35 protein-coding genes are annotated in these 24,118 nt (G+C 68.1%); all 35 read left to right on the plus strand.

Annotated features, from left to right (window positions below; genetic code table 11):
- Positions 1–215: 215 nt before the first annotated feature.
- The 35 genes from ACZ58X_RS06780 (at position 216) to rpsK (ending at position 24,112) form a co-directional block, all read left to right on the plus strand.
- Positions 216–2,285 (plus strand): hypothetical protein, encoded by a 2,070-nt coding sequence (locus ACZ58X_RS06780; protein WP_470332603.1) that lies wholly within the window; start codon positions 216–218, stop codon positions 2,283–2,285.
- A gap of 147 nt (positions 2,286–2,432) precedes the next feature.
- Positions 2,433–3,755, plus strand: a complete 1,323-nt coding sequence (locus ACZ58X_RS06785) for a hypothetical protein (RefSeq protein WP_470332604.1) — start codon at positions 2,433–2,435, stop codon at positions 3,753–3,755.
- A 71-nt stretch (positions 3,756–3,826) separates the two neighbouring features.
- A complete protein-coding gene (locus ACZ58X_RS06790; protein WP_470332605.1) occupies positions 3,827–4,516 on the plus strand; it encodes a glycosyltransferase family 2 protein in 690 nt (229 codons plus the stop codon).
- Positions 4,513–4,890, plus strand: coding sequence for a DUF2304 domain-containing protein (locus tag ACZ58X_RS06795; protein WP_363427439.1), 378 nt, complete (start codon positions 4,513–4,515; stop codon positions 4,888–4,890). The genes ACZ58X_RS06790 and ACZ58X_RS06795 overlap by 4 nt, the downstream gene beginning before the upstream one ends.
- Before the next feature lie 738 nt (positions 4,891–5,628).
- Positions 5,629–6,522: a glycosyltransferase family 2 protein gene (locus ACZ58X_RS06800; protein WP_470332606.1), complete on the plus strand. Its 894-nt coding sequence runs from the start codon at positions 5,629–5,631 to the stop codon at positions 6,520–6,522.
- A gap of 132 nt (positions 6,523–6,654) precedes the next feature.
- Positions 6,655–8,475, plus strand: a complete 1,821-nt coding sequence (locus tag ACZ58X_RS06805) for a hypothetical protein (protein WP_470332607.1) — start codon at positions 6,655–6,657, stop codon at positions 8,473–8,475.
- A 417-nt stretch (positions 8,476–8,892) separates the two neighbouring features.
- Positions 8,893–9,201 carry a 30S ribosomal protein S10 gene (gene rpsJ / locus ACZ58X_RS06810; protein ID WP_012785157.1) on the plus strand — a complete coding sequence of 103 codons (309 nt, stop codon included), beginning with the start codon at positions 8,893–8,895 and terminating at the stop codon, positions 9,199–9,201.
- Between the two features lie 14 nt (positions 9,202–9,215).
- Positions 9,216–9,863: a 50S ribosomal protein L3 gene (rplC, locus tag ACZ58X_RS06815; RefSeq protein ID WP_350503569.1), complete on the plus strand. Its 648-nt coding sequence runs from the start codon at positions 9,216–9,218 to the stop codon at positions 9,861–9,863.
- Between the two features lie 4 nt (positions 9,864–9,867).
- On the plus strand, positions 9,868–10,545 hold the full coding sequence (gene rplD, locus ACZ58X_RS06820; RefSeq protein ID WP_375882076.1) for a 50S ribosomal protein L4: 678 nt from the start codon (positions 9,868–9,870) through the stop codon (positions 10,543–10,545).
- Positions 10,545–10,865 carry a 50S ribosomal protein L23 gene (rplW, locus tag ACZ58X_RS06825; RefSeq protein WP_063348967.1) on the plus strand — a complete coding sequence of 107 codons (321 nt, stop codon included), beginning with the start codon at positions 10,545–10,547 and terminating at the stop codon, positions 10,863–10,865. The genes rplD and rplW overlap by 1 nt, the downstream gene beginning before the upstream one ends.
- A gap of 43 nt (positions 10,866–10,908) precedes the next feature.
- Entirely contained in the window at positions 10,909–11,745 is an 837-nt protein-coding gene (rplB, locus tag ACZ58X_RS06830) for a 50S ribosomal protein L2 (protein ID WP_375882079.1), read from the plus strand.
- An 11-nt stretch (positions 11,746–11,756) separates the two neighbouring features.
- Positions 11,757–12,038 (plus strand): 30S ribosomal protein S19, encoded by a 282-nt coding sequence (gene rpsS, locus ACZ58X_RS06835; protein WP_030055821.1) that lies wholly within the window; start codon positions 11,757–11,759, stop codon positions 12,036–12,038.
- Between the two features lie 50 nt (positions 12,039–12,088).
- On the plus strand, positions 12,089–12,436 hold the full coding sequence (rplV, locus tag ACZ58X_RS06840) for a 50S ribosomal protein L22 (RefSeq protein ID WP_030055822.1): 348 nt from the start codon (positions 12,089–12,091) through the stop codon (positions 12,434–12,436).
- A complete protein-coding gene (gene rpsC, locus ACZ58X_RS06845) occupies positions 12,436–13,260 on the plus strand; it encodes a 30S ribosomal protein S3 (RefSeq protein WP_188301636.1) in 825 nt (274 codons plus the stop codon). The genes rplV and rpsC overlap by 1 nt, the downstream gene beginning before the upstream one ends.
- Before the next feature lie 5 nt (positions 13,261–13,265).
- Entirely contained in the window at positions 13,266–13,685 is a 420-nt protein-coding gene (gene rplP, locus ACZ58X_RS06850; protein WP_030055824.1) for a 50S ribosomal protein L16, read from the plus strand.
- Entirely contained in the window at positions 13,685–13,909 is a 225-nt protein-coding gene (gene rpmC / locus ACZ58X_RS06855; protein ID WP_063348970.1) for a 50S ribosomal protein L29, read from the plus strand. The genes rplP and rpmC overlap by 1 nt, the downstream gene beginning before the upstream one ends.
- Positions 13,909–14,181 (plus strand): 30S ribosomal protein S17, encoded by a 273-nt coding sequence (rpsQ, locus tag ACZ58X_RS06860; RefSeq protein ID WP_030055826.1) that lies wholly within the window; start codon positions 13,909–13,911, stop codon positions 14,179–14,181. Before rpmC ends, rpsQ begins: the two co-directional genes overlap by 1 nt.
- A gap of 102 nt (positions 14,182–14,283) precedes the next feature.
- The gene (gene rplN / locus ACZ58X_RS06865) at positions 14,284–14,655 is read left to right on the plus strand and encodes a 50S ribosomal protein L14 (RefSeq protein WP_030393301.1); all 372 of its coding nucleotides are present in this window, start codon (positions 14,284–14,286) and stop codon (positions 14,653–14,655) included.
- A gap of 15 nt (positions 14,656–14,670) precedes the next feature.
- Entirely contained in the window at positions 14,671–14,982 is a 312-nt protein-coding gene (gene rplX, locus ACZ58X_RS06870; protein ID WP_030232484.1) for a 50S ribosomal protein L24, read from the plus strand.
- A complete protein-coding gene (gene rplE, locus ACZ58X_RS06875; RefSeq protein WP_470332608.1) occupies positions 14,982–15,551 on the plus strand; it encodes a 50S ribosomal protein L5 in 570 nt (189 codons plus the stop codon). The genes rplX and rplE overlap by 1 nt, the downstream gene beginning before the upstream one ends.
- Positions 15,552–15,555: 4 nt before the next feature.
- Entirely contained in the window at positions 15,556–15,741 is a 186-nt protein-coding gene (locus tag ACZ58X_RS06880) for a type Z 30S ribosomal protein S14 (RefSeq protein ID WP_030393303.1), read from the plus strand.
- A 287-nt stretch (positions 15,742–16,028) separates the two neighbouring features.
- Positions 16,029–16,436, plus strand: coding sequence for a 30S ribosomal protein S8 (gene rpsH / locus ACZ58X_RS06885; protein ID WP_030232489.1), 408 nt, complete (start codon positions 16,029–16,031; stop codon positions 16,434–16,436).
- A gap of 22 nt (positions 16,437–16,458) precedes the next feature.
- Positions 16,459–16,998 (plus strand): 50S ribosomal protein L6, encoded by a 540-nt coding sequence (rplF, locus tag ACZ58X_RS06890; RefSeq protein WP_470332609.1) that lies wholly within the window; start codon positions 16,459–16,461, stop codon positions 16,996–16,998.
- 3 nt (positions 16,999–17,001) lie between these two features.
- The gene (rplR, locus tag ACZ58X_RS06895) at positions 17,002–17,385 is read left to right on the plus strand and encodes a 50S ribosomal protein L18 (protein ID WP_030280785.1); all 384 of its coding nucleotides are present in this window, start codon (positions 17,002–17,004) and stop codon (positions 17,383–17,385) included.
- Between the two features lie 48 nt (positions 17,386–17,433).
- Positions 17,434–18,054, plus strand: a complete 621-nt coding sequence (rpsE, locus tag ACZ58X_RS06900) for a 30S ribosomal protein S5 (RefSeq protein WP_350503564.1) — start codon at positions 17,434–17,436, stop codon at positions 18,052–18,054.
- Entirely contained in the window at positions 18,054–18,236 is a 183-nt protein-coding gene (gene rpmD, locus ACZ58X_RS06905) for a 50S ribosomal protein L30 (protein WP_049649044.1), read from the plus strand. The genes rpsE and rpmD overlap by 1 nt, the downstream gene beginning before the upstream one ends.
- Positions 18,237–18,238: 2 nt before the next feature.
- Positions 18,239–18,691, plus strand: a complete 453-nt coding sequence (rplO, locus tag ACZ58X_RS06910) for a 50S ribosomal protein L15 (RefSeq protein ID WP_030280790.1) — start codon at positions 18,239–18,241, stop codon at positions 18,689–18,691.
- 337 nt (positions 18,692–19,028) lie between these two features.
- Complete coding sequence (gene secY / locus ACZ58X_RS06915) at positions 19,029–20,339, plus strand: preprotein translocase subunit SecY (RefSeq protein WP_470332610.1); 1,311 nt, start codon at positions 19,029–19,031, stop codon at positions 20,337–20,339.
- Entirely contained in the window at positions 20,339–20,992 is a 654-nt protein-coding gene (locus ACZ58X_RS06920) for an adenylate kinase (RefSeq protein WP_470332611.1), read from the plus strand. Before secY ends, ACZ58X_RS06920 begins: the two co-directional genes overlap by 1 nt.
- Before the next feature lie 116 nt (positions 20,993–21,108).
- Positions 21,109–21,948, plus strand: coding sequence for a type I methionyl aminopeptidase (gene map, locus ACZ58X_RS06925; RefSeq protein ID WP_470332612.1), 840 nt, complete (start codon positions 21,109–21,111; stop codon positions 21,946–21,948).
- A 139-nt stretch (positions 21,949–22,087) separates the two neighbouring features.
- Positions 22,088–22,513 carry a large conductance mechanosensitive channel protein MscL gene (gene mscL / locus ACZ58X_RS06930; protein ID WP_470332746.1) on the plus strand — a complete coding sequence of 142 codons (426 nt, stop codon included), beginning with the start codon at positions 22,088–22,090 and terminating at the stop codon, positions 22,511–22,513.
- Between the two features lie 194 nt (positions 22,514–22,707).
- Entirely contained in the window at positions 22,708–22,929 is a 222-nt protein-coding gene (gene infA, locus ACZ58X_RS06935) for a translation initiation factor IF-1 (RefSeq protein WP_003956442.1), read from the plus strand.
- A gap of 32 nt (positions 22,930–22,961) precedes the next feature.
- Entirely contained in the window at positions 22,962–23,075 is a 114-nt protein-coding gene (rpmJ, locus tag ACZ58X_RS06940) for a 50S ribosomal protein L36 (protein ID WP_003956441.1), read from the plus strand.
- A gap of 176 nt (positions 23,076–23,251) precedes the next feature.
- Entirely contained in the window at positions 23,252–23,632 is a 381-nt protein-coding gene (gene rpsM, locus ACZ58X_RS06945; protein WP_316523629.1) for a 30S ribosomal protein S13, read from the plus strand.
- 72 nt (positions 23,633–23,704) lie between these two features.
- Positions 23,705–24,112, plus strand: coding sequence for a 30S ribosomal protein S11 (gene rpsK, locus ACZ58X_RS06950; RefSeq protein ID WP_030232513.1), 408 nt, complete (start codon positions 23,705–23,707; stop codon positions 24,110–24,112).
- Positions 24,113–24,118 lie beyond the last annotated feature (6 nt).

Genomic DNA, 24,118 nt, shown 5'->3' on the forward strand with positions numbered 1-24,118 from the left:
TCCGCTCCACCGCCGGTCCTCCGGCGTCCCCGGGCCCGGCGGGCCGTGTGCGTGCGTGGTGGTTCGCAGGCGCCGCACAGGCCCCCTGGGAGGTCTGGACCAATGCGGCCCTCGGTATGCTGGGCGTTTGCAGCCTGCCCGCAGACAGTGGCGGATGTCCGGACCCGGTAGGGGGGAGACGGGCGGCAGGAACTTGACCGGAGGGGCACGGCACCGTGTCGACCATACAGAGCTCACCCGACAGCGAGACCGGGCGCAGAACCGTGCCGCCGGGACCGCCGTCCTCGCCGGCCGGCAGCGGACGGCCACGGCGCAACCCGCTCGTCCTGGCAGGCGGGCTCGCCCTGTCCTGGCTGGTGCCGGCCGGTCTGGTCGCGCTGCACCTGGGCGTCGTGCTGCTGCCGCTGCTGCTGCTCGCGATCGCCGCCGTGATCAGGGTCGGCGGTGTGCTGCTCGACCGGCTCTTCGTCGCCGGGCTGATCCTGGCCGGCTCCGTGCTGACCTTCGGCCTGGTCTTCTCGCTCTGGCCCTGGGGCCTGTCGCCGACGGCCACCACCGGTGTGCTGTTCAGCGTGCTGACCACGGCCGCGTGGGCCGCCGGGCGCGCCCCCCGGCTGCCACTGCGCTTCCGCTGGTCGGACCTGCTGGTGGTGGGCACCTTCGCCGGGATGTGGCACTACCTGTTCCACCCGGTCGCCGGCGCGTCGGCCGCCGAGCGGGTCGCCTTCCTCGCCACGTCGGAGGACCGGCTCGCGCACTTCTCCTTCTTCTCCGCCATCCAGGGCGTCGGGGGCTTCGCCTTCTTCCACCAGGAAGCCGCCAGGTCGTACCTGATCCCGCCGTCCGAGGTGACCTACCCGCAGGGCTCGCACTTCCTGCTCGCCTGGATCGACGGGCTGGTCCACTCCGCCGCCGACCCCGGCGACATGATCCACACCATGAACCGGTACTTCCTGTACCTGCTGGTGGCGTACGCGCTGTTCTGCACCGTGCTGGTCTGGGCGGCCCGCTGGATCGGCGGGCCGCGGCTGCGCGGCTGGCGGGCGGCGGCGGTCTGCGCGACCGTCGGCTCGATCATGTTCGCCACCAACTACCTGGACCTGCTGGTCCACGGCTTCGACTCGACCTTCATCGGCCTGCTGCTGATCGCGCTCGCGCTCGCGGTGCTGATCCGGCCGGCGATGGGCCGCACCGAGTTCGTGCTGGTCGCCTCCGCCGGGCTGATCTCCGTCACCTACACGTACAACATCTACGGCGCGTTCGTCGGCGTGCCGCTGCTGGGCGCGCTGGTCGTGCACCGGCGCAGGTTCGCCGGGCGCTGGTGGTGGGTCCTCGGCGCGCTGGCGTGCGCGCTGGGCGTGGCCGCGCTGCCGAGCATCCTCTCGGTGATGGGCAACCTGGACGTCGGCAGCGCCTCGAACATGAGCGGCCCGAGCGTCAGCGCCGACCGCTCGATCCTCATCGGCGGCGGGCTGCTCGGGCTGCTGGCGGCGGCCATGCCGCGCAACCGCCGCACCGCCACCGGTCAGGCGCACCTGGCCGTGCTGCTCGGCACCGGCGCGGTGCTCAGCGCCTTCGCCGCTTACCAGCTGCACAGCATCGGCCGGTACTCGTACTACTTCCACAAGATGACGGCCGTCGGCGTGGTGGTCGCCCTGATCTCGGTCGGTGCGGTCGGGGCCATGCTGCAGACCTCCTCCCGGGGCAGCGGCCGGGTACTGCCCCGGCGCCTGGGCGAACTCGTCCTCTCCGGACTGGCCGTCGCTGCCGCGCTCAGCATGTTCGCCAACGTCCAGTGGGGCTTCCTGGCGACCAAGGACAGCCCGTCCGCCTGGTCCACCAACCCGCTGGTGGCCTGGAGCCGTGGTGAGTTCGAGAGCGACATGGGCCCGAAGGGCATCGAGGGGCTGGCCCCGCTGCGCGGCAACGGTCCGGTGATCGCCCTCGTGTCCAACGACGACTACAAGAACCTCAAGGCCACCTGGCTCGCCTCGCTGCTGAACCGGCGCGGCGGCGACATGAAGGCGCTGTACGACGTCCACTGGGTGGACATCGGCGGTCCGCAGGTGAAGGAGGAGGAGTACCAGCGCTCCCTCGGGCGGCTCAAGGGCGCCATCGAGCAGCTCCCGGCGCCGCACCCGACGCCGACCGTTCTGACCGCCGACCGGTCCGTGGGCGAGCGGATCAAGCGGGACCTGGCGAAGCAGGGCGTGACGGTCAATGTGGTGAGTGATCAGGGGCTCCTCTGGGCGCAGCCCTGGGGCCGCACCTTCCCCGGGGGCTGACATGGACTCCGGCGAGGGGGCCGGTGGGGGACGGACGCGCACCGGGCATTCACGGCCACCCGCTACTATTCACAGCAATCGCACGGTCCGGCCGGCCTCGTGCGGAGGCGTGTGGCAAGGCCGGCCGGTGAATTCGGTGGTCATGTGATGAAGAACCCGATCGCCAAGCTGCTTGGGGCGCTTCCCCCGGGGGCGCGGCTCGTGGTCGGTGGCACGGTCGTGCTCGGAGCTTCGGCGTACGTCTACATGGCGCTCGTGGGCTACAGCCTGAGCGCTGTGGGCAAGGCCAACGTCACCATGCTGTGGACCATCGTGATGTCCGTGGGGTGGGGACTCTTCCAGCCGGTCGAGCTCGAACTGACCCGGCTGGTGGCCGCCCGCAAGGTGGCCGGGCACGGGGCGTTGCCCGCGGTGCGCCGGATGCTGCTGCTCGCGATGGCGCTCCTGGTCGCGGTGTGCGCGCTGCTGGCCGCGGCCGCCGGGCCGGTCGCCGACCTGCTGTTCAGCGGTGACAAGGCACTGGTGGTCGCCCTGGCCGGCGGCCTGGCCGGTCTCGCGGTGAGCTCGGTGGCCCGCGGTGCGCTGGCCGGCCTCGGGCTGTTCGGCCCGTACGGCACCCAGCTGGCGGTCGACGGCGGGCTGCGGATCGGCCTGGCCGCGGTGGCCGCGGCGGCCGGCCTGCACTCGGCGCTGGCCTTCGGCCTGATCCTCTTCGTCTCCCCGCTGGCCGCCTCGCTGATCGGCCTGCGGGGCACCCTCGCGGACCGCACCCCCGGCCCGGAGGTGCCCTGGAAGCAGCTGACCAGCGGCCTCGGCCTGCTGATCGCCTCGGTGATGCTCAGCCAGCTGGTGGTCAACGCGACCGTGGTCTGCGTGCGCCTGCTCTCGCCGAAGCACTCCGAGGCCTCCGACGCGCTGGTCTTCGCGATCGGCCAGGCGGTGGTGATGGCCCGGGCGCCGCTGTTCGCCTACAGCGCCTTGCAGGCCTCGATGGTCTCCGCGCTGTCCGGCGCCGCCGCGGCCGGCGACCACGCCGAGTTCCGCAAGGTGCTGACCCGCACCACCGCGATCGTCGCCGCGATGTGCATCGGCGGCGGGCTGCCGGTGATCGTGCTCGGCTCCGAGCTCAACCCGCTGCTGTTCAACGCCAAGGACGTGCTCGGCCCGCTGGACTTCGTCTGGCTGGTGTTCGGAACGCTCTGCTACGTCCTCGCGACGGTCTTCGGCCAGGCGCTGATGTCGAGCGCCCAGCACCGTCGCCAGCTGGTCGGTTGGACCGCCGGTTCCGTAGCATTGGTGGCTGTCGCACTCGCACCGGGCGACGTGGGCCTCCGGGCGGAGCTCGCGTACCTGGCGGGCTCACTGGTCAGTGCCGTCCTGATGTTGTGGTCGCTGTACCGCGCCTTCCCCTCCCGCCCCGCCGCCGTACCGACCGAGCCGTCGGCAGCAGAGCCGCTGCGGACCTCCTGAGGCCATGACCATCACCGACAGACAGACCCGAGGCACGGGCCGCCGTGCCGTTCGCCAAGCATGGAGCACCTGTGTCCGAGTATGACAACGTCTGGCTGGTGATCCCGGCCTACAACGAAGGCCAGGTGATCGCCGAGGTCGTGGAGGGGGCACGCAAGACCTTCCCGAACATCGTGGTGATCGACGACGGCTGCACCGACGACACGGCCCAGCACGTCATGACGACCGGCGCCCACCTGGTGCGGCACCCGGTCAACCTGGGCCAGGGCGCCGCACTGCAGACCGGTCTGAAGTACGCGCTGGCCCAGGAGGGCGCCGAGTACTTCGCGACCTTCGACGCGGACGGCCAGCACCAGACCGGCGACGTCGAGAAGATGGTGGCGCTGCTGCGTGCGGGCGAGGCCGACATCGTGCTCGGCTCCCGCTTCATCGAGCAGACCGGTCAGGTGCCGTGGATCAAGCGCGTGGTGCTCCGCACCGCCGCTGCGGTCAGCCCGACCGCCCGTAAGCTCAAGCTCACCGACGCGCACAACGGTCTCCGCGTGATGAACCGTGAGGCCGCCAGCCGGATCAAGATCACCATGAACGGCATGGCGCACGCTTCGGAGATCGTCTCCTTCCTCGCCGGCTCGGACCTCCGGGTCGCCGAGGTCCCGGTGGACATCCTCTACACCGACTACTCGCGCGCCAAGGGCCAGTCCCTGATCAACGGCGTGAACATCCTCTTCGACATCTCGCTGCGGGAGCGTAACCGCCGATGAATCACCTCTGGATCCAGCTGATCCTGGTCGTGGCCGCGGTGGCCATGGCCCTCCTGTTCGTCCGGCGCTGGGACGCCGCGAACACCCGGGCGTGGAAGCGCATCGCCTTCGCGCTGTTCGTGATCGCCAATGTGGTCGCCATCCTGTGGCCGACCGGAGTGACCAAGCTGGCCACCGCGCTCGGCGTCGGCCGCGGCACCGACCTGGTGCTCTACCTGATGGTGATCGCGATGGGCTTCCTGACCCTCAACACCTACCTGCGCTTCCGCTCGCTGGAGAAGAAGCTCACCGACCTGGCCCGCACCGTGGCCATCACCGAGGGCGTCCGTCACAACAACGACCGCCTCGACGCCCCGGTCGGCTCCGACCGCTGACCGGGCGTACCCCGTTCGGCGGGGGAGGAGTACGAGGAAGGGCCGCATCCACCGGGTGCGGCCCTTCCTCGTACGGTCGGCCGCCCGGTGCGGTGCCGGATATCGCGGCCGGACGGTCTCGGGAACAGCCCAATGGTGCGTCGTCGGAATGCCCGGGGCGGGCAATGTCCGGATATCGGTGGCGGAATGAGTCGGAAGGGGACGAGCCCGCCCACCGGCCTCCGGAACACGCCGGGTGCACGTGCACGCACGGTGTCGGCGACGTTGCGGGCCTCCCAACGGCCGCCGGCCGGTCGAACAACAGGGCTGGCGCCGGGCCGAGTTGGGCGTGGCCGTCCCGCCTCCCCGGGCCGTCGAGCGGCCCCGCGGCCATTCGGGAGCATTTCGGAATCCGGCGGGGGCGGGTTCCCCGAAGAGGGTTGTGACAGTAGGCTGATAACGTCGGTGATCGTCAACGGAACACCTGGAACAAATCGACGAGGCGGACGTCTTCCGCGCAGAACGGTGATTCCGGGTGAGGTGCGGAAATCCGCTTTTCCGGCGATCGGCCTGAACCCCGGGATCTCCGGGGACCGTTTCTTCCCGATGTCGGCACGTTGACCGCGGGCGGTCGGGCGGCGGCCCGGAGCGGCACCGCGGGACGATCACCGTCCGGAAGCTGGTTGACTTGGTCCGGCCCGGCGGCCGCGGCCGGGCGGCACTCGAGCGTGACCCAGGACCAGGAGGTGCGGCGCCGCCATGAGCGTCGATTTCGTCATCCCGTACTACGGCGACCCGGAGTACCTGTTCGCCACCATCGACAGCATCCGGGCCCAGCACCAGCAGGACTGGCGGCTGACCGTCGTGGATGACCAGTACCCCGGTTTCCGCGCGCAGCAGTACATCGAGAACCTCGAGGACGAGCGGATCCGCTACATCCGCAACGAGGAGAGGCTCGGGCCCAACGGCAACACCTACAAGGCCTCCACCCTGGCCGAGCGCGAGTTCGTCTCGATGATGGGCGCCGACGACCTGCTGGAGCCCGACTACCTGGACGTCGTCCTGGAGCGGATGAAGGCCGACCCGGACGCGATCGCCTGCCAGCCGGGCGTCAAGGTGATGGACAGCGACGGGAACCTGGTGCCCGCGCTGGGCATCGGCGACAAGGTCAAGCGCCGGATCGCCGCCCCGGCCCGCAAGGCCGGCGTGATCAGCGGCGAGGCCGCGGTGAAGAGCCTGCTGGCCGGCAACTGGCTGTACACCCCGTCGCTGCTCTACCGGCAGTCCGCGCTCTCGAAGATCCCGTACCGCCCGGACATCGACGCCGTGCACGACCTGGCGTTCATGGTCGACATGCTGATGGAGGGCGGCAACCTGCTGGTCGACGAGCGGGAGGTGTTCCGCTACCGCCGGCACCAGGCCAGCGACTCCTCCAACCGGGTCAAGGACGGCAAGCGCTTCGACGAGGAGCTGCAGTACTACTCGCTGATCTCCAAGGAGCTGCGCGCCAAGGGCTGGAGCGGCGCCGCCCGCTCCGCCGACCTGCACATCTCCTCCCGGCTGCACGCCCTGATGGTGGCCGCCGGACGCCTGGGCGCGGGTGACTTCTCGCACGCCGGCGCCATGGTCGGACGCGCCATCCGCAGCAGCTGACCACGGCGGATGCGCCCGGAGCGGGACTCCGTCCGGAGTCCCGCCCGCCGCCGGCCGACCTAGGATGTCCGCTGGTCGCCGACCACCCCCTACGCCACTCGTCCGCAGTGGCCACGCACGGAAGTGACTGACATGACTGATCTGGCCACCAGCCCGGTCGGCGGCTCCGAGGAGGAGCGCCGACGACCCGAGGGCGCGGTCGCGGCCCGCCTCGGGAGGATGGACGGCCTGCTGGCGCGCCCCTGGGCGGTCCGCTCGGCCGAGGCCCTGGTCGCGATCGTGGCGGCCTTCGCCTTCACGCTGCTGTGCAGCCGCATCAACGTCAACCCGCTCAACCGGGTCGGCCAGGTCAGCGGGCTGGCGATGCTGCAGAAGTACGCCGCGATAGTGGGCCTGCCGGTCCTCGCGGTGCTGCTGTACGCGGCCTACCGGGGCAGCCTGGCCCGCTACCAGCTGGTCCAGCGGCTCGTCTGCGCGGCCGTGGCCGGTCTGGCCACCGGCGCGGTCGCGGGCGGCATCGCGGTGGCGCTGAACGGCACCCAGTGGGGCCTCGGCGGCCAGGAGGGCGACCCGGGCAACCTCATCGGCATGGCCAACGACATGCTGCGCGGCAAGGGCCTGCCGGGCGTCTACCCGCCCGGCTTCCCGGCGGCGCTGGCCGTCTGGTCGAAGCTGTTCTACGGCGGCATCGGTGGCGGCGGCTACGCGATGAAGGACCTCCAGCTGATCTGCAGCGCGCTGGTCGGCCCGATGGCGTACCTGTCCTGGCGGCTGATGGTGCGCCCGTTCTGGGCGCTGCTGATCGCCGTGCCGTCCGCGATCCTCTTCCTGGACCCGATCCGGCCGTACAGCCACGTCACCATGCTGGTGATGGTCCCGATGCTGGCCGCCGCGCTGCGCGAGCTGCGCCGGGCGCACACGCTGAGCACCCGTTCCAGGCTGCTGCGCGGGGTCGGCTTCGGCGTCTCGTTCGGCCTGATGTTCCTCTGGTACTCGGGCTGGTTCGTCTGGGCCGCGCCGGGCGTGTTCGTACTGGCGCTGTTCCTCGTGCCGTGGCGCAAGGGCGCGGACCGGATCAAGCCGGTGCTGGTGTTCCTGGGCGCGACCCTGGGCAGCGCCGTCGTGGTCGGTGCGCCGCTGTTGTACCAGCTGCTGCGGCTGGGCGCGGAGGCCAAGGACCGGTACGCCTACCTGTCGGTGTACCTCGACCCGGCGTACGTCATGGGCTGGGCCTCGGACCGGGCCGGCGACCTGAACTACCACGACTTCCCGTGGCGCGGTGAGCTGGCCGGACAGAGCGCGTACACCCTGCTGCTGCTGGCCGGCGTCGCGCTGGCGCTCGGTCTCGGGCTGCGCAGCGTCGCGGTCCGGACCACCGCGGCCACCCTGGTCAGCGCCTGGCTGCTGCGCTTCTACTTCGCCTCGCAGATGGCCCAGGCCAAGGCCGTCCAGCTGTTCCCGCGCACCACCTGGATCATCCTGTACGCGCTGATGATCCTCGCCGTGCTCGGCCTGATGTTCGCCGTCCAGCGGACCACCGGCTGGCTGCGCACCGTCCAGCGGGTCGGCACCGACGGCGAGCCCGCTCCGCTCACCCTGCGTCCGGCGGTCACCGGCCGCCTGGCCGCGGGCGCGGTCTGCGCGGTGGCCCTGTTCGGCGCCGTGGGGGCCTCCTGGTCGGTCGACCGCTACATGCCGACCACGGACCCGAAGCACCTCCCGAGCAGCGGCAGCCAGAACGTCGACATGGGCATCGACGCCTGGCGCGCGCACATCCTGGTGAACCGCAACGGCAAGTGCCCCAAGTACGACCCGGCCGGTCCGACCGACTGCGCGCCGGTGAACAAGGGCCTCCACGAGTACAACAACGGCCCGGACAAGGGCCAGCTGTGGTGTGCCAACGTGAGCGGCGACGACTGGGCGACGGTCTGCGGCACCAAGCGTCCTTGGTGACGCACCCCTGCGGCGGGCACCGCCGCTGACGACGGTCACCCCATCGGGGCCGGTGAGGTACGCCTCACCGGCCCCGATTGGCATCCGGGCTGCTCCATGTGGCAGTATGTCCAAGTTGCTCGGTTGAGTGCCGATGCTGCGCGCCTCCCGCCGGGAGGACCGGAAGCGAGTCCCATGTACTCGTCGTTCCCGTGATGGCCGTCAAGCGTGAGTTCTACGCCACGGCAGCTGCGGGGCGAAAGTACGGGAATCTTCCGGGAAGCGTGTGCGGGGCCTCGACCCGGCCGCCTCCACCCCGAAAGTTTGAAACCGACGAAGTGCTTCGCCGGTTTTTTGTAAGCGCGAGTGCGACACGCCCGAGCGCGGGGGTCGGAGGAGGTCGTGCAGTGACTAAGGACAAAGGACTACTGAGTAGCCATGGCGGGACAGAAGATCCGCATCCGGCTCAAGGCCTACGACCACGAGGTCATCGACTCCTCGGCGAAGAAGATCGTCGAGACGGTGATCCGTACTGGTGCGCAGGTCGCAGGCCCGGTGCCGCTGCCCACTGAGAAGAACGTGTACTGCGTCATCCGCTCGCCGCACAAGTACAAGGACTCGCGCGAGCACTTCGAGATGCGCACTCACAAGCGTCTGATCGACATCCTCGACCCCACGCCGAAGACGGTTGACTCGCTCATGCGTCTCGACCTGCCGGCGGGCGTCGACATCGAGATCAAGCTCTGAGAGGCGCACCGAAGATGGCTAAGCAGATTAAGGGCATCCTGGGCGAGAAGCTCGGCATGACCCAGGTCTGGGACGAGAACAACCGGGTCGTCCCGGTGACCGTCGTCAAGGCTGGGCCCAATGTCGTGACCCAGGTCCACACCGCCGACAGCCCGGCCGGCTACGACGCCGTCCAGATCGGCTTCGGCGAGATCGACCCCCGCAAGGTGAACAAGCCCCTCGCGGGCCACTTCGCCAAGGCCGGTGTCACCCCCCGTCGCCACCTGGTCGAGCTCCGTACCTCGGACGCCTCCGAGTACACCCTGGGCCAGGAGATCACCGCCGAGCTGTTCGAGGCGGGTGTCAAGGTCGACGTGACCGGCACCTCCAAGGGCAAGGGCTTCGCCGGTGTCATGAAGCGCCACAACTTCCGGGGCCTCGGCGCCGGTCACGGTGTGCAGCGCAAGCACCGCTCGCCCGGCTCGATCGGTGGCTGCGCCACCCCGGGTCGCGTGTTCAAGGGCGTGAGGATGGCCGGCCGGATGGGCCACGAGCGTGTGACCACCCAGAACCTGACCATCCATGCCGTTGACGCGGAGAAGGGGCTGCTCCTGATCAAGGGCGCAATCCCGGGCCCGAACGGCGGCCTCATCCTCGTCCGCACCGCGGCGAAGGGGCTGTGAGGATATGAGCACCATTGACATCCTGTCGCCCTCGGGCGACAAGACCGGCAGCCTCGAGCTGCCGGCCGAGATCTTCGACGCGAAGGTCAGCGTTCCGCTGATGCACCAGGTCGTCGTGGCGCAGCTCGCTGCGGCCCGTCAGGGCACCCACAAGACCAAGACTCGCGCCGAGGTCCGCGGTGGCGGCAAGAAGCCGTACCGCCAGAAGGGCACCGGCCGCGCCCGTCAGGGCTCGACCCGTGCGCCGCAGTTCGCCGGCGGTGGCGTCGTGCACGGTCCCGTGCCGCGTGACTACTCGCAGCGGACCCCGAAGAAGATGATCGCCGCCGCCCTGCGCGGTGCGCTCACCGACCGGGCCCGCCACAACCGCATTCACGTCATCACCGACGTGACCGCGACCGAGGCGCCGTCGACCAAGGCCGCCAAGGGCCTGTTCGGCAAGATCACCGAGCGCAAGAACGTCCTCCTGGTCGTCGAGCGTTCGGACGAGCTGGGCCTCAAGTCCGCTCGCAACCTGCCGAACGTGCACATCCTGGACGCCGGTCAGCTGAACACCTACGACGTGCTCGTCTCCGACGATGTGGTCTTCACCCAGGCCGCCTTCGAGCGTTTCGTGGCCGGTCCGGCCGCGTCCGCCAAGGCCGTGGCTGCTGAGGGCGAGCTCGAAGGGAGCGCCGCCTGATGGCTGCAGAGATCACGAGCAAGACGTTCACGGACCCCCGTGACGTCCTGGTGAAGCCGGTCATCTCGGAGAAGAGCTACTCGCTCCTCGACGAGAACAAGTACACGTTCGTCGTGTCGCCCGGTGCCAACAAGACCCAGATCAAGCAGGCCGTCGAGGCGGTCTTCTCGGTCAAGGTCGAGTCCGTCAACACGCTCAACCGTCAGGGCAAGCGCAAGCGCTCCAAGACGGGCTTTGGCAAGCGCAAGGACACCAAGCGCGCCATCGTGACGCTGGCTGAGGGCAACCGCATCGACATCTTCGGTGGTCCGGTCTCCTAACGGGGATCGTGATCGTCGATAAGGACGAGGACGAGAGAGCCAAATGGGCATCCGCAAGTACAAGCCGACTACGCCGGGCCGTCGTGGCTCCAGCGTGGCCGACTTCGTAGAGATCACGCGGTCCACCCCGGAGAAGTCGCTGGTTCGCCCCCTGCACAGCAAGGGCGGCCGTAACAACGCCGGTCGGATCACCGTTCGCCACCAGGGTGGCGGCCACAAGCGCGCCTACCGCGTGATCGACTTCCGTCGTCACGACAAGGACGGCGTGCCGGCGAAGGTCGCGCACATCGAGTACGACCCGAACCGCACCGCGCGCATCGCGCTCCTGCACTACCTGGACGGCGAGAAGCGCTACATCATCGCGCCGCGCGGCATCGCGCAGGGTGACCGGATTGAGAACGGCCCTGGCGCCGACATCAAGCCGGGCAACAACCTGCCGCTGCGCAACATCCCGGTCGGTACCACCATCCACGCGGTGGAGCTGCGTCCCGGCGGCGGTGCCAAGCTGGCCCGCTCCGCGGGCTCCGGCATCCAGCTGCTGGCGCGTGAGGGCAAGATGGCGCACCTGCGCATGCCCTCCGGTGAGATCCGCCTGGTTGACGCGCGCTGCCGCGCCACCGTCGGCGAGGTCGGCAACGCCGAGCAGTCGAACATCAACTGGGGCAAGGCCGGCCGTATGCGCTGGAAGGGCGTCCGCCCGACCGTGCGTGGTGTCGCCATGAACCCGATCGACCACCCGCACGGTGGTGGTGAGGGTAAGACCTCTGGTGGCCGCCACCCGGTCTCGCCGTGGGGCCAGAAGGAGGGTCGCACCCGTCGCCCGAAGAAGGCGTCGGACGCTCTCATCGTGCGCCGCCGCAAGACCAACAAGAAGCGCTAGGAGCAGGTCAGATGCCGCGCAGTCTCAAGAAGGGCCCCTTCATCGACGGCCACCTTCTCAAGAAGGTGGACGCGCAGAACGAGGCGGGTACCCAGAACGTCATCAAGACCTGGTCCCGTCGCTCCGTGATCTTCCCGGCCATGCTCGGCCACACGATCGCGGTGCACGATGGCCGTAAGCACGTCCCGGTGTTCGTCACCGAGTCGATGGTCGGCCACAAGCTCGGCGAGTTCGCGCCGACGCGTACCTTCCGCGGTCACGTCAAGGACGACCGCAAGTCGAAGCGTCGCTAGTCGCCAGCGAGATTACCGACTCAATGACTTACACCAGCAAGGGGACAACCATGGAAGCCAGGGCCCAGGCGCGGTACATCCGCGTCACGCCCATGAAGGCCCGCCGCGTGGTGGACCTCATCCGTGGCCTGCCGGCCACGGAGGCCCAGGCCGTCCTGCGTTTCGCTCCGCAGGCCGCCACCGTGCCGGTCGGCAAGGTGCTCGACAGCGCCATCGCCAACGCCGCGCACAACTACAACCACTCCAACGTGGACGACCTCGTCATCAGCGAGGCGTACGTTGACGAGGGCCCGACCCTGAAGCGGTTCCGTCCGCGTGCGCAGGGTCGTGCCTACCGGATCCGCAAGCGGACCAGCCACATCACCGTGGTCGTCAGCAGCAAGGAAGGGACCCGGTAATGGGCCAGAAGGTTAACCCGCACGGGTTCCGCCTCGGCATCAGCACGGACTTCAAGTCCCGCTGGTACGCCGACAAGCTGTACAAGGACTACGTCAAGGAAGACGTTGCCATTCGTCGCATGATGACGAAGGGCATGGAGCGCGCCGGCATCTCCAAGGTCGAGATCGAGCGCACCCGCGACCGCGTCCGCGTCGACATCCACACCGCCCGTCCCGGCATCGTCATCGGGCGTCGTGGCACCGAGGCCGACCGCATCCGCGGCGACCTCGAGAAGCTGACCGGCAAGCAGGTCCAGCTGAACATCCTCGAGGTCAAGAACCCCGAGCTGGACGCCCAGCTCGTGGCTCAGGGCGTCGCGGAGCAGCTGTCCTCCCGCGTCTCCTTCCGTCGTGCCATGCGCAAGTCGATGCAGGGCACCATGAAGTCCGGCGCCAAGGGCATCAAGGTCCAGTGCTCCGGTCGTCTCGGCGGCGCCGAGATGAGCCGTTCGGAGTTCTACCGCGAGGGCCGTGTGCCGCTGCACACCCTGCGCGCGAACGTCGACTACGGCTTCTTCGAGGCCAAGACCACCTTCGGCCGCATCGGCGTGAAGGTCTGGATCTACAAGGGCGACGTCAAGAACATCGCCGAGGTCCGCGCTGAGAACGCCGCTGCCCGCTCGGGCAACCGCCCGGCCCGTCCCGAGGGTGGTCGTCCCGCCCGCGGTGGCGAGCGCCGTGGTGGCGAGCGCGGTGGCCGCGGCCGTCGCCCCGCCGCTGCCGAGGCCCCCGCGGCCGCGGCGGCCGAGGCTCCGGCTGCCGAGAACACCGGAACGGAGGCCTGACCCCCATGCTGATCCCCCGTAGGGTCAAGCACCGCAAGCAGCACCACCCGAAGCGCCGCGGCGCTGCGAAGGGTGGCACCGAGCTCGCGTTCGGCGAGTACGGCATCCAGGCCGTCACCCCGGCCTACGTGACGAACCGGCAGATCGAGTCCGCTCGTATCGCCGTCACCCGTCACATCAAGCGTGGCGGCAAGGTCTGGATCAACATCTACCCGGACCGCCCGCTCACCAAGAAGCCGGCCGAGACCCGCATGGGTTCCGGTAAGGGTTCGCCCGAGTGGTGGATCGCGAACGTGCACCCGGGTCGGGTCATGTTCGAGCTGTCGTACCCCAACGAGAAGGTGGCTCGTGAGGCGCTGACCCGCGCAGCTCACAAGCTCCCGATGAAGTGCCGGATCATCCGGCGCGAGGCAGGTGAGAGCTGATGTCGGCCGGCACCAAGGCTGCTGACCTCCGCGAGCTGGACAACGAGGGTCTCGTTGCCAAGCTCCGTGAGGCCAAGGAGGAGCTGTTCAACCTCCGCTTCCAGGCGGCGACCGGGCAGCTCGACAACCACGGACGGCTCAAGCTCGTCCGCAAGGACATCGCGCGGATCTACACCCTGATGCGCGAGCGCGAGCTGGGCATCGAGACGGTGGAGAACGCCTGATGACTGAGAACACCAACGAGACGCGCGGTTTCCGCAAGACCCGTGAGGGTCTCGTCGTCAGCGACAAGATGGACAAGACCGTCGTCGTCGCCGTCGAGGACCGCGTCAAGCACGCTCTGTACGGCAAGGTCATCCGCCGTACGAACAAGCTGAAGGCGCACGACGAGGCGAACGCCTGCGGCATCGGCGACCGGGTGCTCCTCGCGGAGACCCGCCCGCTGTCCGCGACGAAGCGCTGGCGCGTCGTCGAGATCCTCGAGAAGGCCAAGTAACGAAGTTGATGCGGTACGGCCGTATGTGCACCAGGTCCCTCGCGGGCGCTGGTGTGAGCAGCGGCCGGCCCGTCAGCTCTCGTTGACGATCAGGAGAAAGCTGTGATCCAGCAGGAGTCGCGACTGCGTGTCGCCGACAACACGGGCGCGAAGGAAATCCTTTGCATCCGCGTTCTCGGTGGCTCCGGTCGCCGCTACGCCGGTATCGGGGACGTCATCGTCGCGACCGTCAAGGACGCGATCCCCGGCGGTTCGGTCAAGAAGGGTGACGTCGTCAAGTGCGTCGTCGTCCGTACCGTGAAGTCGCGTCGTCGTCCGGATGGCTCGTACATCCGCTTCGACGAGAACGCCGCGGTCGTTCTGAAGAACACCGATGGTGACCCCCGTGGCACCCGCATCTTCGGCCCGGTGGGCCGCGAGCTGCGTGACAAGAAGTTCATGAAGATCATCTCGCTTGCGCCGGAGGTGCTCTAACTCATGGCGAACAGCATGAAGATCAAGAAGGGTGACCTGGTCCAGGTCATCACCGGCAAGGACAAGGGCAAGCAGGGCAAGGTCATCCAGGCCATGCCGGCTGAGAACAAGGTCCTGGTCGAGGGTGTCAACCGGGTCAAGAAGCACACCAAGCCGGGTCCGGGCACTCAGGGTGGCATTGTCACCGTCGAGGCCCCGGTGCACGTCTCCAACGTCCAGCTGGTCGTGGAGAAGGACGGCAAGAAGGTCGTCACCCGCGTTGGCTACCGCTTCGACGACGAGGGCAACAAGATCCGCGTTGCCAAGCGAACCGGTGAGGACATCTGATGTCTGAGACGTCTGTTGAGAAGGTGACCCCCCGTCTCAAGGAGCGTTACAACTCCGAGATCAAGGGTCAGCTGCAGGAGGAGTTCTCGTACGAGAACGTCATGCTGACGCCCGGCCTGGTCAAGGTCGTCGTCAACATGGGTGTCGGCGAGGCCGCCCGTGACAGCAAGCTGATCGAGGGCGCGATCCGCGACCTGACCGCGATCACCGGTCAGAAGCCGGCCGTGACCAAGGCCCGTAAGTCCATCGCGCAGTTCAAGCTGCGCGAGGGCCAGCCGATCGGCACCCACGTCACCCTCCGTGGTGACCGCATGTGGGAGTTCCTGGACCGTCTGGTTTCGCTGGCCCTGCCGCGAATCCGTGACTTCCGCGGCCTCTCCCCGAAGCAGTTCGACGGCCGTGGCAACTACACCTTCGGTCTGACCGAGCAGGTTATGTTCCACGAGATCGACCAGGACAAGGTCGACCGTCAGCGCGGTATGGACATCACCGTCGTGACCACCGCTCAGACCGACGACGAGGGCCGGGCGCTCCTGCGCGCTCTGGGCTTCCCGTTCAAGGAGGCGTGAGCCAATGGCGAAGAAGTCCCTCATCGCGAAGGCCGAGCGTAAGCCGAAGTTCGGCGTCCGGGCCTACACCCGGTGCCAGCGCTGCGGCCGTCCGCACTCGGTGTACCGCAAGTTCGGCCTGTGCCGTGTCTGCCTCCGTGAGATGGCGCACCGCGGCGAGCTGCCGGGCGTGACCAAGAGCTCCTGGTAGTCCTCTCTCAGTAGAGGGCCCAGAGTTCTAGGCGCACCAGCGAAGTAGAGGTGCCCGATCCCACACCGGCCCGTTTTGGGCCTGCCGTACGGAGTCCCGTAAGGTAGTGGGGTCGGGCCCCCTGCCACGGCTTCCCCATGGATACCCGTGGTCCTCTTCTGGGAGGGCTCGCACCCAGTCTTACTACGTCGTAGGTCCCCTGCGCTTGTGCCCCCGACGCACTCGTTCCGAGTGCGGTGGGGGGACCTGGTGCGGAGAAACCACGGCGAGAGAGGCCTGAGGCCATCATGACCATGACCGACCCCATCGCAGACATGCTCACGCGTCTGCGTAACGCGAACTCGGCGTACCACGACACCGTGGCGATGCCGGCCAGCAAGATCAAGGCGCACGTCGCCCAGATCCTGCAGCAGGAGGGGTACATCTCCTCCTACAAGGTTGAGGAGCCCGTCGAGGGCGAGGTCGGCAAGAAGCTGACCATCGAGCTCAAGTTCGGCCCCAACCGTGAGCGCTCCATCGCCGGCATCAAGCGCATCAGCAAGCCGGGTCTGCGCGTTTACGCAAAGTCCACCAACCTGCCGAAGGTGCTCGGCGGCCTGGGCGTGGCGATCATCTCCACGTCCTCCGGCCTCCTGACCGACAAGCAGGCCGCCAAGAAGGGCGTAGGCGGAGAAGTTCTCGCCTACGTCTGGTAATTCGGGAAACGGAGGTACAGCAATGTCGCGCATTGGACGGCTGCCCATCCAGGTCCCCGCTGGCGTGGACGTCACCATCGATGGCCAGACGGTCTCGGTGAAGGGCCCCAAGGGTTCCCTCACCCACGTCGTCGCTGAGCCGATCGAGATCGGCAAGGGCGAGGACGGCACCGTGCTCGTTTCCCGCCCGAACGACGAGCGTCGCTCGAAGGCCCTGCACGGCCTGACCCGCACGCTGGTGGCGAACATGATCACCGGCGTGACCGCGGGCTACCGCAAGTCGCTGGAGATCAGCGGTGTCGGCTACCGAGTCACGGCGAAGGGCTCCGACATGGAGTTCGCGCTGGGCTACAGCCACCCGATCCTGATCACCGCGCCGGAGGGCATCTCCTTCGTCGTCGAGTCGGCCACCAAGTTCCACGTGGACGGCATCGACAAGCAGAAGGTCGGCGAGATCGCCGCGAACATCCGCAAGCTGCGCAAGCCGGACCCGTACAAGGCCAAGGGTGTCAAGTACGCGGGCGAGGTCATCCGCCGCAAGGTCGGAAAGAGTGGTAAGTAAGCGATGAGTGTCTCTGTCAAGATCGGCAAGGGCAACGCCTACAAGAGCGCCGCTCGCAAGCGCCGCGCGATCCGCGTTCGCAAGCGCGTCGTCGGCACCGAGGTGCGTCCGCGCCTCGTTGTGACGCGCTCGAACCGTCACATGGTCGCCCAGGTCATCGACGACGCCAAGGGTCACACCCTGGCGTCGGCGTCCACCCTCGACGTGTCCATCAAGGGCGCCGAGGGCGACAAGACCGAGCTGGCCAAGAAGGTCGGGAGCCTGGTCGCCGAGCGCGCCAAGGCCGCCGGCATCGAGTCGGTCGTCTTCGACCGCGCGGGCAACCGGTACGCCGGCCGCATCGCCGCCCTGGCGGACGCGGCTCGCGAGGCCGGGCTCGACTTCTAAGCCGCTCGTCGACTCTGTCGACGGACGTAAACGAGAGAGGTAATTCCAATGGCTGGACCCCAGCGCCGCGAAGGCGGCGCCGGTCGCGGCACGGGTGGCGAGCGGCGCGACCGTAAGCGTGATGGTCAGGGCAACGCCCAGGCCGTCGAGAAGACCGCTTACGTCGAGCGCGTCGTCGCGATCAACCGTGTCGCCAAGGTTGTCAAGGGTGGCCGTCGCTTCAGCTTCACCGCGCTCGTCGTGGTGGGCGATGGCGAGGGCACCGTGGGTGTCGGTTACGGCAAGGCGAAGGAGGTTCCGGCCGCCATCGCGAAGGGTGTCGAGGAGGCCAAGAAGAACTTCTTCAAGGTCCCCCGTATCCAGGGCACCATCCCGCACCCCATCCAGGGTGAGAAGGCCGCCGGCGTCGTGCTGCTGAAGCCCGCCGCCCCCGGTACCGGTGTTATCGCCGGTGGTCCGGTGCGCGCCGTCCTGGAGTGCGCCGGCATCCACGACATCCTGTCGAAGTCGCTCGGCTCGGACAACGCGATCAACATCGTGCACGCCACCGTGGCTGCTCTGAAGGGCCTCGTTCGCCCCGAGGAGATCGCCGCCCGCCGTGGCCTGCCGCTGGAGGACGTGGCCCCCGCCGCCCTGCTGCGCGCTCGTGCTGCTGGGGTGAGCGCCTGATGGCTCGCCTGAAGATCACGCAGACCAAGTCGTACATCGGCAGCAAGCAGAACCACCGTGACACCCTGCGTACGCTTGGTCTCAAGCGCATGCACGACGTGGTGGTCAAGGAGGACCGTCCCGAGATCCGCGGGATGGCCCACACGGTCCGTCACCTGGTGACGGTTGAGGAGGTGGACTGATCATGGGCGACAACCCGATCAAGATCCACAACCTGCGTCCCGCCCCGGGTGCCAAGACCGACAAGATCCGCGTGGGTCGTGGTGAGGGCTCCAAGGGTAAGACCGCCGGTCGTGGTACCAAGGGCACCAAGGCCCGCTACCAGGTTCCGCAGCGCTTCGAGGGTGGCCAGATGCCGCTCCACATGCGCCTGCCGAAGCTGAAGGGCTTCAAGAACCCGTTCAAGATCACGTTCCAGGTCGTCAACCTCGACAAGCTGGCCGAGCTCTACCCGCAGGGTGGCGAGGTCACGGTCGAGGACCTGGTCGCGAAGGGCGCGGTTCGCAAGAACTCCCTCGTCAAGGTGCTCGGCACCGGCGAGGTCTCGGTTGCGCTGCAGGTGACGGTCGACGCAGTCTCCGGCTCGGCCGCCGAGAAGATCAAGGCCGCCGGCGGTACGGTCACCGAGCTCGTCTGAGCCCGCTGAACCCGCCGACAACCGGCTTCGAGCCCCGCACCTCCTTCGGGAGGTGCGGGGCTCGTGCTTTTACCCCGGCTTTCACTCCGGGGCCGAAATCAGCCGGTACCGGGCCTCGTTCTTTTGTGTGGCAAAACCGGGCATCCCGTACCCCCGTGAGTGGGGGAGGGACGGTACGCGCTTCTTTCGAGTGGCCGCGCACTGTTAGAGTCCGTGGAGTTCCCTTGTAGGCTGCGCGTAGGCTCGCCTGTGCCGTCTGTACGGGGGCCCGTACCGCAAACTCCCCATTCAGGACCGACCCTCCCGCCGACGACGTGCGGGAGGCGCAGGAGGCACCGTGCTCAGTGCGTTCGCGCGGGCGTTCCAGACGCCCGACCTGCGCAAGAAGCTGCTGTTCACGCTGGGCATCATGGTGCTGTTCCGGCTGGGCTCGCACATTCCGATTCCGGGCGTGAGCTTCACGGCCGTGAACGAGTGCGTCAAGGAGACCAAGAACAACGGGCTCTTCGGACTCGTCAACCTGTTCAGCGGTGGCGCGCTCCTCCAGCTGACGATCTTCGCGCTCGGCATCATGCCGTACATCACCGCGAGCATCATCCTCCAGCTCCTCACCGTCGTGATCCCGCGACTGGAGGCGTTGAAGAAGGAGGGGCAGGCCGGCACCGCGAAGATCACCCAGTACACCCGCTACCTGACCATCGCGCTCGCCGTGCTCCAGGGCACCGGCATCGTGGCGACCGCCTCCAGCGGCGCGCTGTTCTCGGGCTGCGTGTACGCCAACCAGATCGTGCCGGACACCTCGGTGTTCCGGATCGCGGTCATGGTGCTCACGATGACGGCCGGCACCACGGTCATCATGTGGCTGGGCGAGCTGATCACGGACCGCGGCATCGGCAACGGCATGTCGCTGCTGATCTTCACCTCGATCGCCGCGCAGTTCCCGTCCTCGATGTGGGCCATCAAGCAGTCGGGCACCATCGGCGGCGGCTGGGTCGAGTTCCTCTCCGTGGTCGCGGTCGGCGTCATCGTTGTGATGCTGGTCATCTTCGTCGAGCAGGCGCAGCGCCGGATCCCGGTCCAGTACGCGAAGCGGATGATCGGCCGCCGGGCCTTCGGCGGCACCTCGACCTACATCCCGCTCAAGGTGAACCAGGCCGGTGTCATCCCGGTCATCTTCGCCTCGTCGCTGCTGTACATCCCGGCGCTGGTGGTCCAGCTGACCAACAGCCAGTCGGGCTGGGCGGCGTGGATCAAGCAGAACTTCGTCAAGGGTGACCACCCGATCTACATGGCCACCTACTTCCTGCTGATCGTCTTCTTCGCCTTCTTCTACGTCGCCATCTCCTTCAACCCCGAAGAAGTTGCCGACAATATGAAGAAGTATGGTGGCTTCATCCCGGGCATCCGGGCCGGCCGGCCGACGGCCGAGTACCTGAACTACGTGCTGACCCGTATCACGTGGCCGGGTTCGCTCTACCTGGGCCTGATCGCGTTGATCCCGATGATCGCCCTGGTCGCCTTCGGACAGCAGACCAACTTCCCGTTCGGCGGCACCAGCGTGCTCATCGTCGTCGGCGTCGGACTCGAAACTGTGAAGCAGATCGAGAGCCAGCTCCAGCAGCGCAATTACGAAGGGTTCCTCCGCTGATGCGTATCGTCCTCGTTGGTCCTCCCGGGGCCGGGAAGGGTACTCAGGCGCACCTGCTCGCCAAGACCCTGTCCATCCCCCACATCTCCACCGGCGACCTGTTCCGCGCCAACATCGGTCAGGGCACCCCGCTGGGGCTCGAGGCCAAGAGCTACATGGACGCGGGTCGCCTGGTGCCGGATGAGGTCACCATCGGGATGGCCAAGGACCGCATGCTGCAGGCCGACGCGGCCAACGGCTTCCTGCTCGACGGCTTCCCCCGCAACCTGGGCCAGGCCAAGGCGCTCGACGAGTTCCTCACCGAGCAGGGCATCAAGCTGGACGGCGTGCTGGACCTGGAGGTCCCCGAGGACGAGGTCGTCCGCCGGATCGCCGGCCGCCGCCTGTGCCGCAACGACGGGGGCCACGTGTTCCACGTGGACTACAACCCGCCGAAGGCCGAGGGCGTCTGCGACGAGTGCGGCGGCGAGCTGTACCAGCGCTCGGACGACACCGAGGAGAAGGTGCGCACGCGCCTGGAGGTCTACCACACGGAGACCGAGCCGATCATCGACTACTACGTCCAGCAGGGCCTGGTGGCGACGATCTCGGCCCTCGGCAAGGTGGACGAGGTCACCCAGCGCGCGATCGAGGCGTTGAAGCAGAACGGCTGAGTTCCCTCAGCGAGGTACGCGTGACGGCCGGGTCGCCCGTGGAGCGGGCGGCCCGGCCGTTTTCGACGTCGTACGGTGGTAGGCAGTGGTAATCCGGACTTGGAAGGCGTGACCTGATGGTGGAGATCAAGACCCCCGAGCAGATCGCGAAGATGCGGGCGGCCGGGCTGGTCGTCGCCGAGGCGCTCAAGGCCTGTCGCGAGGCGGTCGCTCCCGGGGTGACCACCCAGGAGCTCAACGACATCGCCGACAAGGTCATCACCGACCACGGCGCCACCTCGAACTTCCGCGCCCACCACGGCGGCCTGTGGTTCCCGGGCGTGATCTGCGCCTCGGTGAACAACGAGGTCGTGCACGGCATCCCGGGCGAGCGGGTGCTGCAGGAGGGCGACATCATCTCGATCGACTGCGGCGCCATCCTGGACGGCTGGCACGGCGACTCGGCGATCACCGTCGCGGTCGGCGAGGTCCGCCCCGAGGTCGAGATGCTCAGCCGGGTGACCGAGGGCTCGATGTGGGCCGGCATCGCCCAGATGAAGAAGAACAACCGCCTGGTGGACGTCTCCAAGGCGATCGAGGGCTTCATCCGGCGCCAGCCGCTGCCGCCCAAGGGCAAGTGGGGCATCACCGAGGGCTACGGCGGCCACGGCATCGGCACCGCGATGCACATGGAGCCGCACGTGCTGAACTACGTCGAGCGCGGCCGCGGCAAGGGCCCGAAGCTGATCCCGGGCACCGTGCTGGCGATCGAGCCGATGGTCTCGCTGGGCACCCCGCACACCGCGGTGCTGGAGGACGACTGGACGGTCGTCACCAACGACGGCACCTGGGCCTCGCACTGGGAGCACTCGGTGGCCGTCACCGAGGAGGGCCCGCTGGTGCTGACCGCCTTCGACGGCGGCAAGGCCGAGCTCGCCAAGCTGGGCATCACCGCGGCTCCGGACCCGCTGGCGTAGTCGCCCGGGCGGTCAACGGCCGCTGCTGACAAGGGATCAGAGCCCTGGAGGTTTGGACCTCCAGGGCTTTTGTCCTATTTTTAACGGCTGGCAGTGGCAGTTACTGGCCCAATGGCTTACGAGCGAGCAGGAGAGCGCAGTGCTCAAGGGATTCCGCGACTTCATGATGCGCGGCAACGTCGTCGACATGGCGGTCGGTGTGGTCATCGGTGCCGCGTTCACCGCGGTGGTGACCGGCTTCGTGTCCGCCTTCCTCACCCCGCTGGTCGGCGTGGTGGTCGGTGCGGCCGGCGATTTCAGCTCGTACACGGCGGAGATCGGCGGGGTGAAGTTCCCGTACGGCCAGTTCCTGAACGTGCTGATCGCCTTCCTCATGACCGCCGCGGTGCTGTACTTCTGCGTCGTGCTGCCGATCACCAAGGCCACCGAGCGCTACCTGCCGAAGAAGCCGAAGGCCGCGAAGCGCCCCTGCCCCGAGTGCCTGACCGAGATACCCGAGGCCGCCCGCCGCTGCGCGGCCTGCACCGCCCACGTCGAGCCGCTGACCTTCTCCACCGGGGTCTGACGGGGCCGGTGTGACGGCGGACTCCTTCCGGTACCCCCGTTTTGGCCCGCGGGACGCGCTGGCGTAGGATGGACCGTCGGCTCACTCGTAGCGTGCTTCAGCACGCCCTCTTCCCCTCGGGGGCGGGGTGAACCCAGGTTCGCACGAGCGTTCCGCATACGGTAGCCGGTCCCGGAAGGTGGATCTCGCAGTTCATGGCTAAGAAGCAAGGCGCCATTGAGATCGAGGGCACCGTGATCGAGTCTCTTCCGAACGCGATGTTCAAGGTCGAGCTGCAGAACGGTCACAAGGTCCTCGCGCACATCAGTGGCAAGATGCGCATGCACTACATCCGCATCCTGCCGGACGACCGGGTCGTCGTGGAGCTCAGCCCCTACGACCTCACGCGCGGCCGGATCGTCTACCGCTACAAGTAAGAACGTCAGATCTAGACCCGGAGAACCTGAACATGAAGGTCAAGCCGAGCGTCAAGAAGATCTGCGACAAGTGCAAGGTGATCCGCCGTCACGGTCGGGTCATGGTGATCTGCGACAACCTGCGCCACAAGCAGCGCCAGGGCTGATCTCCCTCCCGCATTTCTCGTAGTACTTCGCGCGACGCGAAAACGTCATACGCGGGTCACCCGATCCGTCCCGGAAGGGACGGACTGCCGCCCCCGGTCAGAGGCCGGGGCTCCCTCACCGTGAGGTGTCGGAGTAGGTGGCCTGTCAGACCTCTGAAGAACCACAGGAGCCTTGAATGGCACGCCTCGCCGGCGTTGATCTCCCCCGTGAGAAGCGGATCGAGATCGCCCTTACGTACGTGTACGGCATCGGCCGTACCCGCGCCCAGCAGACCCTCGCCGAGACCGGTGTCAACCCGGATGTCCGCGTTCGCGACATCACCGAGGACGACCTGGTCAAGCTGAGCCAGTACATCGACGCCAACTACACGGTCGAGGGTGACCTCCGCCGTGAGGTGGCCGCCGACATCCGCCGCAAGGTCGAGATCGGCTGCTACGAGGGTCTGCGTCACCGCCGTGGCCTGCCGGTCCGCGGCCAGCGCACCCACACCAACGCGCGTACCCGCAAGGGCCCGCGTCGCGCGATCGCCGGTAAGAAGAAGCCGGGCAAGAAGTAGTCCGTCCCGTAACCGGACATCCCTCCGGCCCGCGGGTCAGCGGACCGACCACCTCAGTAGGAGAACAGACTTATGCCCCCCAAGGGTCGTCAGGCTGCCGGCGCGAAGAAGATCCGCCGCAAGGAAAAGAAGAACGTCGCTCACGGCCACGCGCACATCAAGAGCACGTTCAACAACACCATCGTTTCGATCACCGACCCCGCGGGCAACGTGATCTCCTGGGCCTCCGCCGGTCACGTCGGCTTCAAGGGCTCGCGCAAGTCCACCCCGTTCGCCGCGCAGATGGCCGCCGAGGCCGCTGCCCGTCGCGCGCAGGAGCACGGCATGCGCAAGGTCGACGTCTTCGTCAAGGGTCCGGGCTCCGGCCGCGAGACCGCGATCCGTTCGCTCCAGGCCACCGGCCTGGAGGTCGGCTCGATCCAGGACGTCACCCCCACCCCGCACAACGGCTGCCGTCCGCCGAAGCGCCGCCGCGTCTGACGCAGC

The organism is Kitasatospora sp. NPDC040550, from assembly GCF_055594965.1.

What these genes read in the sequence shown, in the direction of transcription:
- rplR (WP_030280785.1), top strand. Translation starts at nt 17,002, where the DNA reads ATGAGTGTCTCTGTCAAGATCGGCAAGGGCAACGCCTACAAGAGCGCC.
- rplC (WP_350503569.1), top strand. Translation starts at nt 9,216, where the DNA reads ATGGCTAAGCAGATTAAGGGCATCCTGGGCGAGAAGCTCGGCATGACC.
- rplX (WP_030232484.1), top strand. Translation starts at nt 14,671, where the DNA reads ATGAAGATCAAGAAGGGTGACCTGGTCCAGGTCATCACCGGCAAGGAC.
- rplP (WP_030055824.1), top strand. Translation starts at nt 13,266, where the DNA reads ATGCTGATCCCCCGTAGGGTCAAGCACCGCAAGCAGCACCACCCGAAG.
- rpsK (WP_030232513.1), top strand. Translation starts at nt 23,705, where the DNA reads ATGCCCCCCAAGGGTCGTCAGGCTGCCGGCGCGAAGAAGATCCGCCGC.
- ACZ58X_RS06795 (WP_363427439.1), top strand. Translation starts at nt 4,513, where the DNA reads ATGAATCACCTCTGGATCCAGCTGATCCTGGTCGTGGCCGCGGTGGCC.
- rpsJ (WP_012785157.1), top strand. Translation starts at nt 8,893, where the DNA reads ATGGCGGGACAGAAGATCCGCATCCGGCTCAAGGCCTACGACCACGAG.
- ACZ58X_RS06920 (WP_470332611.1), top strand. Translation starts at nt 20,339, where the DNA reads ATGCGTATCGTCCTCGTTGGTCCTCCCGGGGCCGGGAAGGGTACTCAG.
- rpsH (WP_030232489.1), top strand. Translation starts at nt 16,029, where the DNA reads ATGACCATGACCGACCCCATCGCAGACATGCTCACGCGTCTGCGTAAC.
- ACZ58X_RS06880 (WP_030393303.1), top strand. Translation starts at nt 15,556, where the DNA reads ATGGCGAAGAAGTCCCTCATCGCGAAGGCCGAGCGTAAGCCGAAGTTC.
- rpmJ (WP_003956441.1), top strand. Translation starts at nt 22,962, where the DNA reads ATGAAGGTCAAGCCGAGCGTCAAGAAGATCTGCGACAAGTGCAAGGTG.
- rpsE (WP_350503564.1), top strand. Translation starts at nt 17,434, where the DNA reads ATGGCTGGACCCCAGCGCCGCGAAGGCGGCGCCGGTCGCGGCACGGGT.
- map (WP_470332612.1), top strand. Translation starts at nt 21,109, where the DNA reads ATGGTGGAGATCAAGACCCCCGAGCAGATCGCGAAGATGCGGGCGGCC.
- rplE (WP_470332608.1), top strand. Translation starts at nt 14,982, where the DNA reads ATGTCTGAGACGTCTGTTGAGAAGGTGACCCCCCGTCTCAAGGAGCGT.
- rpsC (WP_188301636.1), top strand. Translation starts at nt 12,436, where the DNA reads ATGGGCCAGAAGGTTAACCCGCACGGGTTCCGCCTCGGCATCAGCACG.
- rpmC (WP_063348970.1), top strand. Translation starts at nt 13,685, where the DNA reads ATGTCGGCCGGCACCAAGGCTGCTGACCTCCGCGAGCTGGACAACGAG.
- rpmD (WP_049649044.1), top strand. Translation starts at nt 18,054, where the DNA reads ATGGCTCGCCTGAAGATCACGCAGACCAAGTCGTACATCGGCAGCAAG.
- rpsM (WP_316523629.1), top strand. Translation starts at nt 23,252, where the DNA reads ATGGCACGCCTCGCCGGCGTTGATCTCCCCCGTGAGAAGCGGATCGAG.
- rplB (WP_375882079.1), top strand. Translation starts at nt 10,909, where the DNA reads ATGGGCATCCGCAAGTACAAGCCGACTACGCCGGGCCGTCGTGGCTCC.
- ACZ58X_RS06805 (WP_470332607.1), top strand. Translation starts at nt 6,655, where the DNA reads ATGACTGATCTGGCCACCAGCCCGGTCGGCGGCTCCGAGGAGGAGCGC.
- rplW (WP_063348967.1), top strand. Translation starts at nt 10,545, where the DNA reads ATGGCTGCAGAGATCACGAGCAAGACGTTCACGGACCCCCGTGACGTC.
- ACZ58X_RS06800 (WP_470332606.1), top strand. Translation starts at nt 5,629, where the DNA reads ATGAGCGTCGATTTCGTCATCCCGTACTACGGCGACCCGGAGTACCTG.
- rplD (WP_375882076.1), top strand. Translation starts at nt 9,868, where the DNA reads ATGAGCACCATTGACATCCTGTCGCCCTCGGGCGACAAGACCGGCAGC.
- rplO (WP_030280790.1), top strand. Translation starts at nt 18,239, where the DNA reads ATGGGCGACAACCCGATCAAGATCCACAACCTGCGTCCCGCCCCGGGT.
- rpsS (WP_030055821.1), top strand. Translation starts at nt 11,757, where the DNA reads ATGCCGCGCAGTCTCAAGAAGGGCCCCTTCATCGACGGCCACCTTCTC.
- rplV (WP_030055822.1), top strand. Translation starts at nt 12,089, where the DNA reads ATGGAAGCCAGGGCCCAGGCGCGGTACATCCGCGTCACGCCCATGAAG.
- infA (WP_003956442.1), top strand. Translation starts at nt 22,708, where the DNA reads ATGGCTAAGAAGCAAGGCGCCATTGAGATCGAGGGCACCGTGATCGAG.
- rplF (WP_470332609.1), top strand. Translation starts at nt 16,459, where the DNA reads ATGTCGCGCATTGGACGGCTGCCCATCCAGGTCCCCGCTGGCGTGGAC.
- ACZ58X_RS06785 (WP_470332604.1), top strand. Translation starts at nt 2,433, where the DNA reads ATGAAGAACCCGATCGCCAAGCTGCTTGGGGCGCTTCCCCCGGGGGCG.
- rpsQ (WP_030055826.1), top strand. Translation starts at nt 13,909, where the DNA reads ATGACTGAGAACACCAACGAGACGCGCGGTTTCCGCAAGACCCGTGAG.